The organism is Paraburkholderia sediminicola (assembly GCF_046026675.1).
Classification (GTDB): Bacteria; Pseudomonadota; Gammaproteobacteria; order Burkholderiales; family Burkholderiaceae; genus Paraburkholderia; species Paraburkholderia sediminicola_F.
This window is the reverse complement of sequence record NZ_JAQQEY010000002.1, coordinates 2,177,085-2,189,022: the sequence shown is the minus strand read 5'-3', so window position 1 is coordinate 2,189,022 and position 11,938 is coordinate 2,177,085. Positions and strand designations below refer to the sequence as shown.

General features: G+C 62.0%; 19 protein-coding genes. All 19 read left to right on the top strand.

The window, feature by feature from the left end; genetic code table 11:
• Nucleotides 1-149 precede the first annotated feature (149 nt).
• The 19 genes from PQQ86_RS29510 to PQQ86_RS29420 all read left to right on the top strand — a co-directional run bounded on the left by PQQ86_RS29510 (nt 150) and on the right by PQQ86_RS29420 (nt 11,938).
• Nucleotides 150-1,169, top strand: a complete 1,020-nt coding sequence (locus PQQ86_RS29510) for a GPO family capsid scaffolding protein (protein ID WP_408275068.1) — start codon at nt 150-152, stop codon at nt 1,167-1,169.
• A 40-nt stretch (nt 1,170-1,209) separates the two neighbouring features.
• A complete protein-coding gene (locus tag PQQ86_RS29505; RefSeq protein ID WP_408275066.1) occupies nt 1,210-2,229 on the top strand; it encodes a phage major capsid protein, P2 family in 1,020 nt (339 codons plus the stop codon).
• Nucleotides 2,229-2,909, top strand: coding sequence for a phage terminase small subunit (gene gpM / locus PQQ86_RS29500; RefSeq protein ID WP_408279394.1), 681 nt, complete (start codon nt 2,229-2,231; stop codon nt 2,907-2,909). Before PQQ86_RS29505 ends, gpM begins: the two co-directional genes overlap by 1 nt.
• 102 nt (nt 2,910-3,011) lie before the next feature.
• The gene (locus PQQ86_RS29495; RefSeq protein ID WP_408275063.1) at nt 3,012-3,503 is read left to right on the top strand and encodes a head completion/stabilization protein; all 492 of its coding nucleotides are present in this window, start codon (nt 3,012-3,014) and stop codon (nt 3,501-3,503) included.
• Nucleotides 3,503-3,709: a tail protein X gene (locus tag PQQ86_RS29490; protein WP_408275061.1), complete on the top strand. Its 207-nt coding sequence runs from the start codon at nt 3,503-3,505 to the stop codon at nt 3,707-3,709. The genes PQQ86_RS29495 and PQQ86_RS29490 overlap by 1 nt, the downstream gene beginning before the upstream one ends.
• 27 nt (nt 3,710-3,736) lie before the next feature.
• Complete coding sequence (locus tag PQQ86_RS29485; RefSeq protein ID WP_408275058.1) at nt 3,737-4,078, top strand: putative holin; 342 nt, start codon at nt 3,737-3,739, stop codon at nt 4,076-4,078.
• 6 nt (nt 4,079-4,084) lie between these two features.
• Nucleotides 4,085-4,366 (top strand): phage holin family protein, encoded by a 282-nt coding sequence (locus PQQ86_RS29480; RefSeq protein ID WP_408275055.1) that lies wholly within the window; start codon nt 4,085-4,087, stop codon nt 4,364-4,366.
• Nucleotides 4,363-5,169 carry an N-acetylmuramidase domain-containing protein gene (locus PQQ86_RS29475; RefSeq protein ID WP_408275053.1) on the top strand — a complete coding sequence of 269 codons (807 nt, stop codon included), beginning with the start codon at nt 4,363-4,365 and terminating at the stop codon, nt 5,167-5,169. Before PQQ86_RS29480 ends, PQQ86_RS29475 begins: the two co-directional genes overlap by 4 nt.
• Nucleotides 5,166-5,612, top strand: a complete 447-nt coding sequence (gene lysB / locus PQQ86_RS29470; protein ID WP_408275050.1) for an Rz-like lysis system protein LysB — start codon at nt 5,166-5,168, stop codon at nt 5,610-5,612. The genes PQQ86_RS29475 and lysB overlap by 4 nt, the downstream gene beginning before the upstream one ends.
• Nucleotides 5,506-5,733, top strand: a complete 228-nt coding sequence (gene lysC, locus PQQ86_RS29465; RefSeq protein ID WP_408275047.1) for an Rz1-like lysis system protein LysC — start codon at nt 5,506-5,508, stop codon at nt 5,731-5,733. Before lysB ends, lysC begins: the two co-directional genes overlap by 107 nt.
• Nucleotides 5,726-6,145: a phage tail protein gene (locus PQQ86_RS29460; protein WP_408275044.1), complete on the top strand. Its 420-nt coding sequence runs from the start codon at nt 5,726-5,728 to the stop codon at nt 6,143-6,145. Before lysC ends, PQQ86_RS29460 begins: the two co-directional genes overlap by 8 nt.
• Nucleotides 6,142-6,612 (top strand): phage virion morphogenesis protein, encoded by a 471-nt coding sequence (locus PQQ86_RS29455; RefSeq protein WP_408279393.1) that lies wholly within the window; start codon nt 6,142-6,144, stop codon nt 6,610-6,612. The genes PQQ86_RS29460 and PQQ86_RS29455 overlap by 4 nt, the downstream gene beginning before the upstream one ends.
• Nucleotides 6,613-6,697: 85 nt before the next feature.
• Nucleotides 6,698-7,393: a phage baseplate assembly protein V gene (locus PQQ86_RS29450; RefSeq protein ID WP_408275043.1), complete on the top strand. Its 696-nt coding sequence runs from the start codon at nt 6,698-6,700 to the stop codon at nt 7,391-7,393.
• Nucleotides 7,390-7,749, top strand: a complete 360-nt coding sequence (locus PQQ86_RS29445; RefSeq protein WP_408275041.1) for a GPW/gp25 family protein — start codon at nt 7,390-7,392, stop codon at nt 7,747-7,749. Before PQQ86_RS29450 ends, PQQ86_RS29445 begins: the two co-directional genes overlap by 4 nt.
• Entirely contained in the window at nt 7,746-8,657 is a 912-nt protein-coding gene (locus PQQ86_RS29440; protein WP_408275038.1) for a baseplate J/gp47 family protein, read from the top strand. The genes PQQ86_RS29445 and PQQ86_RS29440 overlap by 4 nt, the downstream gene beginning before the upstream one ends.
• Nucleotides 8,650-9,213, top strand: a complete 564-nt coding sequence (locus PQQ86_RS29435) for a phage tail protein I (protein ID WP_408275035.1) — start codon at nt 8,650-8,652, stop codon at nt 9,211-9,213. The genes PQQ86_RS29440 and PQQ86_RS29435 overlap by 8 nt, the downstream gene beginning before the upstream one ends.
• A 200-nt stretch (nt 9,214-9,413) precedes the next feature.
• Nucleotides 9,414-10,271 carry a gp53-like domain-containing protein gene (locus PQQ86_RS29430; protein ID WP_408275033.1) on the top strand — a complete coding sequence of 286 codons (858 nt, stop codon included), beginning with the start codon at nt 9,414-9,416 and terminating at the stop codon, nt 10,269-10,271.
• Nucleotides 10,272-10,278: 7 nt separating this feature from the next.
• Nucleotides 10,279-10,722 carry a phage tail assembly chaperone gene (locus PQQ86_RS29425; protein ID WP_408275030.1) on the top strand — a complete coding sequence of 148 codons (444 nt, stop codon included), beginning with the start codon at nt 10,279-10,281 and terminating at the stop codon, nt 10,720-10,722.
• 40 nt (nt 10,723-10,762) lie between these two features.
• Nucleotides 10,763-11,938, top strand: a complete 1,176-nt coding sequence (locus PQQ86_RS29420; protein ID WP_408275027.1) for a phage tail sheath protein — start codon at nt 10,763-10,765, stop codon at nt 11,936-11,938.

The window sequence follows — 11,938 nt, the reverse complement described above, 5'->3', positions numbered from 1 at the left end:
CCAAGTTTCTCGCGACGCGCACGCGCGAGCATCCCTGGGCGTCTGTACCCATATCGGGAACATATGCCAACCGTTGAGCCGCAGCGCGCGCAAACGCAAGATATGGACTCACGCTTAACCAACCTTTAAACCCGCTGGAGACCTAACACATGCAATCCCGCAAGCTGTCGCTAATGTCGTTCGCCGTTGCGGCGATCGCGTTCGCTTTCACGATGGACGCGCACGCGGCGACGCTCGCCGTGAGTAGCGTTCTCAGCCATTCCGATTTCATTGCCGACCACCTCGGCGCCGGCGCGCTTGCCATCGGCTCTGTCGCTGCGGCTGGCGCCGGCGAGTCGGTCAAGCATGCGACAACGAAGTTTTTTCGCATCGCCGTCGAAGGTGCGACAAGTGACGGCCGGAGCATCGATCGCGCATCGTTGGTGCAGATGGCGAAGAACTACAACCCCGATGTGTATGGCGCACGGCTGAATCTCGAACACTATCGCGGCATCATCCCGGACAGCCCGTTCAAGGCATACGGCGACGTGATCGCACTGGAAACCCGCGACGAAACCGGCCCGCTTGCTGGAAAGCTCGGCCTGTATGCGCAAATCGCCCCGACGACCGACCTGGTCGCACTGACGAAAGCCAAGCAAAAGATTTACACGTCGTGCGAAATCGATCCGTCATTCGCCGACACGAATCAGGCGTACCTGGTCGGCCTCGCCGTGACCGATAGCCCGGCAAGTCTCGGCACGCAGATACTTTCTTTCGCAGCTCAGAACCCGACCGCCTCACCGTTCGCAAGTCGCAAGCTTTCGCCAGCGAACCTTTTCACGGCGGCCGAGCTGGCGACCATCGAGCTGGATGAATCGGCCACGACGCCCAGCATGGGCGCGCTGTTCTCCCGCGTCGCCGAACTGCTCGGCATGTCGAAGAAGAAAGATGCGAGCGACGAAACGCGATTCGCTGACGTGGGGCAGGCCGTCGAAACGCTTGCCGCGCACGGCAAGCAACAGGCCGACGCCGTCGCCGCCCTCACGAAAACCGTCGCGGAACTGACCGAGCAGCGCGAAGCCGACCGCAAGGCATTCGACGAACTGCACACGCAGCTTTCGACGACCAGCGGCACGCAGGCACGGCCGCCGGCAACCGGCGCCTCCGCTGCTGTTGTCACCGACTGCTAACCCGCATTCGTCCCCCTCACCGATCCCGGAGAACCTTTAAATGCGCAATGAAACCCGGATTGCTTTCAATAAGTATGTGGAAGCGATCGCACAACTGAACGGCGTGCAAGATGCCACGCTGAAATTTGCTGTCTCGCCCAGCGTGCAGCAAAAGCTCGAGACCCGCATTCAGGAGTCCAGTGACTTTCTGAAGCGCGTCAACATGATCGGCGTGACCGAACAGCAAGGCGAAAAGCTCGGCCTCGGTATCGGCTCGCCGATCGCCGGTACGACCGACACCACGAAACAGGATCGCGAAACGACTGACGTTAGCGACCTCGATGCGAAAGGGTACATCTGCACGCAGACGAACTTTGATTCACACATCACGTATGCGAAGCTCGACGCGTGGGCGAAGTTCGCCGACTTTCAGGCGAAATTGCGTGACGCGATTGTGAAGCGTCAGGCGCTCGACCGCATCGCGATCGGCTTCAATGGCACCTCGCGCGCGGCAACTTCCGACCGCACGAAAAACCCGCTGTTGCAGGACGTGAATAAGGGCTGGTTGCAGAAATATCGCGGCGAAGCCGCAGCGCGAGTTCTGCACGAAGGCACGAAAGCGGCCGGCAAGGTGCAGGTAGGCAAGGGCGGCGATTACGAAAACCTCGACGCGCTGGTTTTCGACATTCTCGCGAGCATGGTCGATCCGTGGCACCAGGACGATACCGGCCTGTTCGTTTTCTGCGGCCGTGGCCTGATGCACGACAAGTATTTCCCGATCATCAACACGACGCAGGCACCGACTGAAACCCTCGCGGCCGACGTGATCGTGAGCCAGAAACGCATTGGTGGCCTGCCGGCGGTTAGCGTGCCGTTCTTCCCGGCCAATGCGCTGCTGATCACGCGTTTCGACAACCTGTCGATCTACACACAGGACGGCGGCCGCCGGCGCAACATCGTCGATAACTCGAAGCGGGACCGGATTGAGAACTACGAATCGAGCAACGATGCGTATGTCGTCGAAGATTTCGGCTGCGGTGCGATGGCTGAAAACATCGAACTTCTGCCGAAGGCTGCATGATGAAAAGCCCCGCCCAACGCCATTACGAACGCGTCTCGGCCGAACAGGCGGCGGCCTCGGCCGCGCCCGGCGAATCTCTCGCCGGCGCGAGCGCATACGAGCTGATGCTTGCGAAGCTGGCGACCGATCGCCGGCGCCTGAAAGCGATCCAGTCGATCGAACGCAAGATCGACGTGAAGCGCGCCGAGCTGCTGCCCGAGTACGTCGATTATGTCGCAGGCGCACTGAGCGGCGGGCGGGGCGCACAGGACGATGTTCTTACGACCGTGATGATCTGGCGCATCGACGCGGGCGACTTCGCCGGCGCGCTCGATATCGCCCGGTACGCACTCGCACACCGCATGACACTGCCCGACCAGTACGACCGGCCGCTCGCGACTGCGATCGCCGAAGAATTCGCACAGGCGGCACTGGCGGGTCTCAAGCTCGGCGAAACGTTCGACGCGGGCCAGCTCGCCGAAGTAATGACGCTGACCGGGTCGGCCGACATGCACGACCAGGTACGCGCCAAGCTGCATAAGGCGCTTGGCAAAGCGCTACAGGAATCCGACCAAACGGCGGCCCTCGATCACCTACGCCGCGCGTTGCAGCTTGACGAACGCGCTGGCGTGAAACAGGACATTGCCCGGCTCGAAACCGAGCTGAGCGATGCGGCCGGCACCAAAGCCGGCCACAAGTAAAGAGCCCCCCCGGCATGGCGGCGCCGGCTGACGAAACGCAACACCTGACGGAAACACGTTTCCGACGCCGGCCCACCGCCATCATTTTCTGAGCCATGTTCCATGAGTAGCTTTCTCGCGACCGCTGAACCGACCACGCCCCAGACACCTGGCTCGCCGGCCAATGCCGCGATCGTCACAAACGATGGCTGGTTTCCCGACATCGACATGAACGCCTTGCGCGCCTCGATGCGGCTCGACGGCACCGCGACACATGAGCGCTTGCGCGACGCCACGATCGATGCGATCGCCAGCATCAATGCCGAGCTGGGCACGTGGCAAGCCGGCCAGGTTGCGGCCGGCTATGCCGATCTGGCCGGCGTACCGGCGCCGAACATCGGCGGCGAAAGTGTGCAGCTCGCGCGCTATCGCCGCGCCGTTTTCAACTGCGCACACGCTGACCTCACCGAGCGGTACCGCGATTTCGATTCGACGAAATCGGGCGGTCAGAAGGCCGAAGACCTCGAAACGACCCTATGCGACGCGCGCCGTAACGTGCGCTGGGCACTGAGCGACTTACGCGGCTTGCCGCGCTCCACGATCGAGCTGATCTGATGATCGTCACTGCACAACAGGGCGACACCGTCGATTCCCTTTGCTGGCGCCACTACGGCCGCACCGATAGCACCGTTGAGGCCGTACTCGAAGCCAATGCGGGCCTCGCCGATTACGGCGTCTTTCTGCCGATCGGTACCCCTGTTTTCCTTCCCGAGCTGGCGAATGTCGATACATCGACGCCGCTCTTGCAACTGTTTGACTGATTGAACCACACGAACCCAGGAGCCGACATGGCGGAACCGAGCACCACCACCCTCGCACTGTCGGCCGCGATCGGCCTCGCGAGCCTCGCGCCGGGTATCGACGGCAACGCGCTGATTGGCGCCTTCACGGGCGCCGCGCTCGTCGTCGTCACGTCGAAAGATATCGGCGCCCTGAAGCGCGTCGCCTACATGCTGATTTCGCTGGTGATGGGCTATCTGGCTGCGCCTGAGATCGTCAACGCGACACCGATCAAGTCAACCGGCGTGGCGGCGTTCTTCGCGGCCGCACTGGTTATCACTGTGACGCTGCAACTGATCGACCGGGTCAAGACGCTCGACGTGTTCGCGATGTTCAGGAAAGGAGGGTAGGCCGTCGTGTTATCCCAATTCGCTCCTTTCGCCCTGATCGCTCTCGCGGCCTACGTCGCCGCAATCGTGCGCGTGCTGACGTTTCGCAGGCAGGGCGCGCGGCACCGTCGCCATGTTTCATGGATCGCCTGGGCGCTTGTCGTCGTCCTGGGCGGCTCGGCGATCGAGCTGGCGCTACACGCGAAATCTGTCGGCATTTTCGAAGCTGGCTCGGCTGTACTGCTGGCCCTGTTTGTGTTTGGCGTGCGCGGCAACGTCGCGCGCCTGCTCTGGAGCAATGAACCATGAAGACGCACCGTTTTGGCGACCACGGCGACGATGTAGGCCTGTTGCAACGCCGCCTTATCCGCGCCGGCTTTTCCGTAGAAGTCACGCACCTGTACGACGGCGCGACCGAATGCGCGGTGATCGCGCTGCAGAAGAAAACCGGCCTGATCGATGACGGCGTCGCCGGCCCGAAGACGCTGGCCGCGCTCGCGACTGGCCAGCGGGACCCTAAACACCTGGCGCTGGCCGATCTCGTCGCAGCGGCCGACACGCTCGGCGTGCCGCTCGCATGCGTGCGCGCCGTCAATGAGGTGGAGTCAAGTGGATCTGGCTTTCTCCTCGACGGCCGGCCGGCGATCCTGTTCGAACGCCACAAATTCTGGAAACAGCTACAGGCGCGCGGCATCGATCCGGCGCCGATCGCGGCGAAGTATCCGAACATACTTTCGCAGATCGCCGGCGGCTACCTCGGCAAAGCGGCCGAATACACGCGCCTGGCATCGGCCGAGCTGATCGACGCCGGCGCCGCGTATGAGTCGGCGAGCTGGGGCGCATTCCAGGTGATGGGCTATCACTGGCAACGGCTAGGATATTCGAACATCGACGATTTCGTCGCATGCATGGAAAACAGTGAAGCCGACCAGCTCGATGCATTCGTGCGCTATGTGGCAGCCGATGCGGCCTTGCTGTCGGCGCTGAAGGGCAGGAAGTGGGCGGCGTTCGCCAAGGGCTACAACGGGCCGGATTACGCCCGCAACCTGTACGACGCGAAGCTCGCACAGGCTTACCTCAAGTACGCCGGGCCGACCAAGGCGGCCGCATGAACGCGTTCGCCGCACGTCTTGTTGCCCGCGTCGTCGCCGGCGTCGTTGCGCTGCTGCTGATCGTCGCCGGCGTCCTGTACGTGCGCGAGCTGCGCGCCGAGCTGGGCGGCGCACAGGACGCCGCCAAACGTGCCAGGGACGATCTGGCCGGCCGTGACGAAACAATCAGGCACCTGCAGGACGATGCGGCCGACAAGGCAACGCAACAGCGCAAGCTCGATGCCGATCGCAACAGCATCGACGCGAAGCTCGCCGGCATCCGTGACGAAATCAGGAGATACAACAATGAAAGCGCAGAACTCCGCGCGTGGGCTGCTGGTGTTTTGCCTGCTGACGTTGTCCGCATGCACGCAAGCCCCGCTCTCATCGGCGCCGCCGATTACCTTGCAAGAGTGCCAGGCGGTGACGCGCTGCACGCTGCCGGCGATGGCCCCGACCACTAACGGCGCTCTCGACGACGCGCTACACATGGTTAAGGCAGCGTGGGCAGCATGCGCGGCAAAGGTCGATATGGTGTTTGACTGCCAGGCGAAACATACGGCGCCGGTGGCCGGCCATGATTAAACCGGCGAGTCTACGCGCGGCGCTCGTTGCGGCAATTCCTTCACTCAAGATCAACCCCGACGCACTAACCGTCTTTATCGATCGCGGCTCGATCGCCGCCACCGGAAGCCACACGCTATCGTTCGAGTATCGCTATGTGTGCAATGCGCTCCTGCTCGACTTCGCCGGCGAAGCGGACGACGTCTTTATCGCACTGGTCGCTTGGGTCCGTGAGAATCAGCCGGATCTTGTGACGAACTTTGACGAACGCGCGAGCGGCATCACGTACGAGATCGACATACTGAGCAATGCCACGGTCGATATTTCCGTCAAGCTAACGCTGACAGAAAGTGTCGTCGTGTCTGTCGATACTGAAGGCAAGCGCACCGTGACGCACGTCAATGACGCGACCGAAGAGTGGGTGGCTCCCTGATGGATGAATTGCAAGCCGTCGAGAGGTTCCTGGGCGGTCTGCTCGGCAAGCTCGAACCGGCCGCGCGCCGGGCCGCGATGCGCGACATTGCGCGTGAGCTGCGCCGCAGCCACCAGACGCGTATTGCCTCGCAGAAGAATCCGGACGGTACCGCATACGACGCGCGCAAGCCTCGCAGGAAACCGGACGGCAAACTACGCGACAAGCGCGGCCGCATCAAACGCGCAGCGATGTTCGCGAAGCTGCGCACTGCACGCTATCTCAAGACAGAGACAGATTCGAATGGCCTCGCGCTCGGCTTCGCCGGCCGCGTTTCGCGGGTCGCGCGTGTTCACCAGTTCGGCGAGACTGATCGCGTCGCACCGCACGGCGTCGAATACAAGTACCCGGCTCGCGTGCTACTCGGCTTCACCCATGACGAGCGTGAACTGATACGCGATATGTTGCTGAAACACATCGCCAGATAGCCCCTGATTTCAGGGGCGTTTGTACCCAAACGCGTTACATGCGGCGTTACTCGCATCGCGCGCGTGCGGCCGGCAACATGACCGGATGGACGCTAACGAAATCCGCCGACTCATCATCAATCTGATCCGCAAGGGGTCAGTGATGAAAGTTGACCTCACCAGCAAACCGCCAACGTGCCGCGTGTCGGTCGGCGACCCCGACGACCCTGCCGGCGACGGCCTGCAAACGAACTGGCTGCCGTTCCTTTCGCTGCGCGCGGGGAAGACCCGCGAATGGAATCCGCCGACCGAAGGCGAACAGGTCATTCTCTTTTGCCCGATGGGCGACCCGGCGCAAGGCGTCGTTCTCTGCGGCCTGTCATCTGACGATTACCCGGCCCCTAGCGATAGCCCAGACAAGCATTTGCGCGCCTATCCGGACGGCGCGACCGTCGAGTACGACCATGCAGCTCACGCGCTCAAAGCCGAGCTGCCGGCCGGCGCGACGGTGCTGATCATCGCGCCTGGTGCAGTCAACGTGCAGACCCAAACCGCAACCGTGCAGGCCGACGACGTGATGCTCGATGCGAAGCAGACGACCATAACGGGAAACATGCTTGTTAAAGGTGCGTTCGTTTTCGAAGGCGGCATGAGTGGCAAGGCGGGCGCAAACGGCGGGCCTGCCGCAATCATCGCGGGCACTGTCGCCGTGAGCGATGACGTGATCGCCGGCGGCAAGAGCGGGGCGCATCACTCGCACATGGAAGAGGGTGACGGCAAGCCAGTGAGCGAACCGATATGAAAGGAATGAACGCCATCACCGGCCGCGCGATCGCCGATCTCGATCACCTGTATCAGTCCGTGGGCAAGATCGCCTCGACGCCGCTCGCCTCATGTATCAAGCGCCGCACGTTCGGCTCTGATCTTTTTTCCTACGTCGATGCAGCGAACAACGGCGCGACACGTACGCGCCTCTATGCCGCGATCGCCACGGCCCTGATGCTCTGGGAGCCACGCATCACGCTCACGCGCGTGCAGCTCGTGGCCGACGAATCAGATACGGACGGCAAAGCCTTCATTGATATCGAAGGCTTTACGACTGTATCCGGCGATGCCGTGCGCACGCGCGTCCCGCTCAACCTTGGGAACATCGCATGACCACGTCCGCACTGATCGACCTCGCGAGCGTGCCGATTCCCGACGCCCTGGAGCTGCTCGACTTCGAAACAATCTATTCGACGCGAAAGGCGAGCCTGATCGCGCTATGGCCGGCCGACCAGCAAGCCGAGGTTGCTGCAACGGTCGAGCTTGAATCTGAACCGCTCGCGCGACTGCTGCAGGAAAACAGCTATCGCGAACTGGTCTGGCGTCAGCGCGTCAATGATGCGATCCGCGCGGTCATGCTTGCGTTTGCGAAGGGTAACGACCTCGAACAGCGTGCGGCCCTGTTCGGCCTGAAACGTCTGGTTATCACGCCGGCCGATCCGGCGAACAACGTCGCCGAAATAGACGAAGGCGACGACGACTTACGCGAACGTATCCAGCTCGCGCCGCAGGGCTTTAGCGTCGCCGGTCCCGGCGCCGCGTATGTGTCGAAGGCGCGCGCGGCGGATGCCCGCGTTCTCGACGCCAGAAGCTCACGCCCGATTCCCGGCGACGTGCTCGTGACGATCCTGTCACGCCAGGGCGACGGCACGGCTGGCCGCGATCTGCTCGACATTGTCGAAGCCGCATTGAGTGCGGAAGATCAACGCCCGCTTAATGACACTGTCACCGCGGAGTCGGCTGAGATCGTCCGGTATCGCATCCGTGCGAAGGGTTACACGCGCTCGGCCGTTGGCGCAGACGTGCTGATCGCGCAGGCTAACAGGAACACGCAGGCTTATACCGTCACTTCTCACCGGCTGGGTGTGGGTATCGCCGAATCCGCCATCAAGGGCGTTTGTCAGGCTGCGGGCCTGTCGAAAACCGAGCTGCTTGAACCTGCCGGCGATCTGGTTATCGGCCCCACGCAGGCCTCGTACTGCGAAGGCGTTGAGATCGTATGGGGCGGCGTCTATGAATAGGCTGCTGCCGCCCAATGCGACGACGCTGGAAAAGCGCACGGCGGCCGCGCTGGCTGTCGTCGACGAAATGCCGATCCTGATCCGCGATTACTGGAATCCGGACAAGTGTCCGTCTGCGCTGCTGCCGTATCTGGCCGCAGAGGTTTCCGTCGATGGCTGGGAGCTGGCCGAGTCCGACGACGCTCGCCGGGCGCTTATCAAGGCCGCCATTCCGCTGCACCAGAAGCGCGGAACGCCCTGGGCAATCCGCGAGGTTATCCGCCGACTCGGCTTTGGTGAGGTGACGCTTGTCGAAGGCCGGCGCATCCGCCGGCGCGACGGATCGACCACCCGTAACGGTGATTACCTGCACGGCGACCCTACGGCGTGGGCGCAATACATCGTCAAGCTCACCCGTCCAATTACCCGCGACCAGGCGGACAACCTGAAAGCCGTTCTCGAACGGTATGCGCCGCAGCGATCGCTACTGGCATCACTCGACTATCGCGCAGCACCGATCCGGCACAACCGCACGGCAACGCGTAACGGCCAATACAACAGAGGGAGCGCTACCTAATGGCGAATCTAGTAGAAACCCCGCAATGGGAAGGCGGGATTTACCAGCTCGAAACATCGGACCCGGTTGAAGGCGGTCCGGATGGTATCGACAATGTACAGGCTCGCCAGCTCGGCAACCGCACCGCGTATCTCAGGGCTCAGCAGGAAGCGCACGCAGCCGCGGCGAACCCGCACCCGCAATATGCGACGCTCACCGCCATGCAGGCCGCGATTGCCGCGCTCGTGAATTCGTCGCCGGCCGCGCTCGATACGCTCAAGGAACTGGCCGACGCGATCGGCGATGACCCGAATTTCGCCACGACGATGACGAACGCGCTGGCGTTGAAAGCTGCGCTCGACTCGCCGATCTTCTCCGGCACACCTGAATCGACGACGCCGGCGCAGTTCGACAACAGCGCGAGGTTGACTACTTCCGAATGGGTCAATGCTCGTGGCGTTGCATATGGTGGGCAAATCATTGTCAATGCTGTCACAGCGCTGACAGCAGCGGCAGCAGGGCGCTTTCATACGTTTTCTGCGGCCGTCACTGCAACGTTGCCAGCTGCCAGCAGTGTCGTTGTCGGTTCCTTACTGCATTTCCAGTCGATCGTGTCAGGCGCATCGGTAGTACGCAAAGGGACGGACGTAATTGCGATTGGAAATGGTGGGTCTACGCCGAACGTGTCGATTGGCGCAGGTGACACGCTGGTATTGATGAGCGACGGAGTTTCAAACTGGATTGCTATTGGCGGATCGACGCAACTTGGTTCCGCTGCTGCGTTCGGCTCGTTGGTGACTGGCACTGGTTACCAGAAACTACCTAGCGGGCTGATTATCCAGTGGGGTAGTTCTGGTTCCAACGCTTCCGGCATTGCCGCACTGACTCTTCCGATTTCATTTCCGAATGCGTTGATTCTGGCCAATTGCAACTACCTGCTTTCAGGTAATGCGCTTGGTGTTGCGGCGCAAATGTCAAGCCTTTCGACAAAGAGTGTCTTGTACGGGAACGTATTCGCGACTCCGACGGGCGCGGCCGTGAATAACGGTCAGGTGTGGTTTATCGCATTCGGTTTCTGAGGAAAGTATGGGTCAAAAATTTGCTGCGTATAACACGCAAGGCGCGATTGTCGCCTTCTACGATTCCGTTGATAGCCCCGCCCCCGAAGGCGTCGCTGTCACCAAAATAACCGACGAGCAATGGCGTCTTCTGCTGGCCGGCCAGGAGGCCGGAAAGCGGCTCGCAGTCAACGAATCAGGCAATGCCGTGCTGCTCGACCCTTTGCCGCCGTCGCGCGCGGATGTCGCTGCAACCATGCGCGCCGGTCGCGATGCGGCCATGTCGGTGACCGACTGGCTTGTGTCGCGGCACCAGGACGAAAAAATTATCGGCAACGGCACGACGCTCACCGCCGACCAGTTCGCCGCTCTCCTGAAATATCGCCAGGCGCTGCGCGACCTATCGGACGCACCGGGCTGGCCGAACGTCGCTCTGCCGGTCGCACCTGATTTCGTGACCGCGATCGCCTGATCGCTTTCCCTCTCTGTTCTCTTAATCTGGAATCCATAATATGGCGCAGGATCAATATCACCACGGCGTAAGTGTCTACGAAATCAATCAGGGCTCGCGCCCGATCCGGACGGTTTCGACCGCGGTACTCGGTCTCGTTTGCACGGCCGAAGATGCTGACGCCGAAACCTTTCCGCTCGATACGCCCGTCCTGCTGACGAATGTCGTCGGAGCGCTCGGCAAGGCCGGCACCAAGGGCACGCTTCGCCAGGCGCTGACCGGCATCGGCGCACAGACGAAGCCTTTCACGATCGTTGTGCGCGTCGCTGAAGGCAAGGACGCGGCCGAGACAACGAGCAACGTGATCGGCACCGTTACGGCCGCCGGCAAATACACCGGCATGAAAGCGCTGCTCACGTCGCAGGCCAGGTTTGGCGTGAAGCCGCGCATTCTCGGCGCTCCGTTCCTCGACACGCAAGCCGTAACGGCGGGATTCGTGACGATTGCCCAATCGCTCGGCGGCTTCATCTATGCCTATGCATCCGGTTGCAAGACGAAGGAGGAAGCCACCGCGTACCGCAAACAGTTCGCTGCGCGTGAGCTGATGCTGATCTGGCCGAATTTCCTCGCATGGGACGACACGACCAGCTCGACCGTTGAAGTCCCGGCCGTGGCCTACGCGATGGGTCTGCGCGCGAAGATCGACAACGATATCGGCTGGCATAAGACGCTATCGAATGTCGCGGTCAACGGCGTGACCGGTATCAGCGCTGACGTGTCCTGGGATCTGCAGGACCCGGCGACCGATGCGAACTACCTGAACGAACAGGAAGTAACGACGCTCACCAATCAGGACGGCTACCGCTTCTGGGGTTCGCGTACCTGCTCTGACGAACCGAAATTCAAGTTTGAGAACTACACGCGCACCGCGCAGGTTCTCAAGGATTCGATTGCGCTGGCGCAAATGGCGGTTGTGGACGGTCCGCTGAATCCATCGCTGATGCGCGACATTATCGAAAGCATCAACGGCAAATTCCGCAGCCTGATATCGCTCGGCTACCTGATCGGCGGCACGTCATGGTTTGACCCGGAGCCGAACACGACCGACGAACTGCAGGACGGTCACGCATACGTCGATTACGACTACACGCCGGTTCCCCCGCTGGAAAACCTCACATTGCGCCAGCGCATCACGGACCGATATCTCGCCGACTTCGCCGCCCGCGTGAACGCGTAA

Bases quoted from the DNA above. Each gene is read 5' to 3' on its own strand.
- PQQ86_RS29460 (WP_408275044.1), top strand. From the start codon at position 5,726: ATGATTAAACCGGCGAGTCTACGCGCGGCGCTCGTTGCGGCAATTCCT.
- PQQ86_RS29430 (WP_408275033.1), top strand. From the start codon at position 9,414: ATGCAGGCCGCGATTGCCGCGCTCGTGAATTCGTCGCCGGCCGCGCTC.
- PQQ86_RS29510 (WP_408275068.1), top strand. From the start codon at position 150: ATGCAATCCCGCAAGCTGTCGCTAATGTCGTTCGCCGTTGCGGCGATC.
- PQQ86_RS29445 (WP_408275041.1), top strand. From the start codon at position 7,390: ATGAAAGGAATGAACGCCATCACCGGCCGCGCGATCGCCGATCTCGAT.
- gpM (WP_408279394.1), top strand. From the start codon at position 2,229: ATGAAAAGCCCCGCCCAACGCCATTACGAACGCGTCTCGGCCGAACAG.
- PQQ86_RS29475 (WP_408275053.1), top strand. From the start codon at position 4,363: ATGAAGACGCACCGTTTTGGCGACCACGGCGACGATGTAGGCCTGTTG.
- PQQ86_RS29490 (WP_408275061.1), top strand. From the start codon at position 3,503: ATGATCGTCACTGCACAACAGGGCGACACCGTCGATTCCCTTTGCTGG.
- PQQ86_RS29440 (WP_408275038.1), top strand. From the start codon at position 7,746: ATGACCACGTCCGCACTGATCGACCTCGCGAGCGTGCCGATTCCCGAC.
- PQQ86_RS29450 (WP_408275043.1), top strand. From the start codon at position 6,698: ATGGACGCTAACGAAATCCGCCGACTCATCATCAATCTGATCCGCAAG.
- PQQ86_RS29485 (WP_408275058.1), top strand. From the start codon at position 3,737: ATGGCGGAACCGAGCACCACCACCCTCGCACTGTCGGCCGCGATCGGC.
- PQQ86_RS29420 (WP_408275027.1), top strand. From the start codon at position 10,763: ATGGCGCAGGATCAATATCACCACGGCGTAAGTGTCTACGAAATCAAT.
- PQQ86_RS29505 (WP_408275066.1), top strand. From the start codon at position 1,210: ATGCGCAATGAAACCCGGATTGCTTTCAATAAGTATGTGGAAGCGATC.
- PQQ86_RS29495 (WP_408275063.1), top strand. From the start codon at position 3,012: ATGAGTAGCTTTCTCGCGACCGCTGAACCGACCACGCCCCAGACACCT.
- lysB (WP_408275050.1), top strand. From the start codon at position 5,166: ATGAACGCGTTCGCCGCACGTCTTGTTGCCCGCGTCGTCGCCGGCGTC.
- PQQ86_RS29435 (WP_408275035.1), top strand. From the start codon at position 8,650: ATGAATAGGCTGCTGCCGCCCAATGCGACGACGCTGGAAAAGCGCACG.
- PQQ86_RS29425 (WP_408275030.1), top strand. From the start codon at position 10,279: ATGGGTCAAAAATTTGCTGCGTATAACACGCAAGGCGCGATTGTCGCC.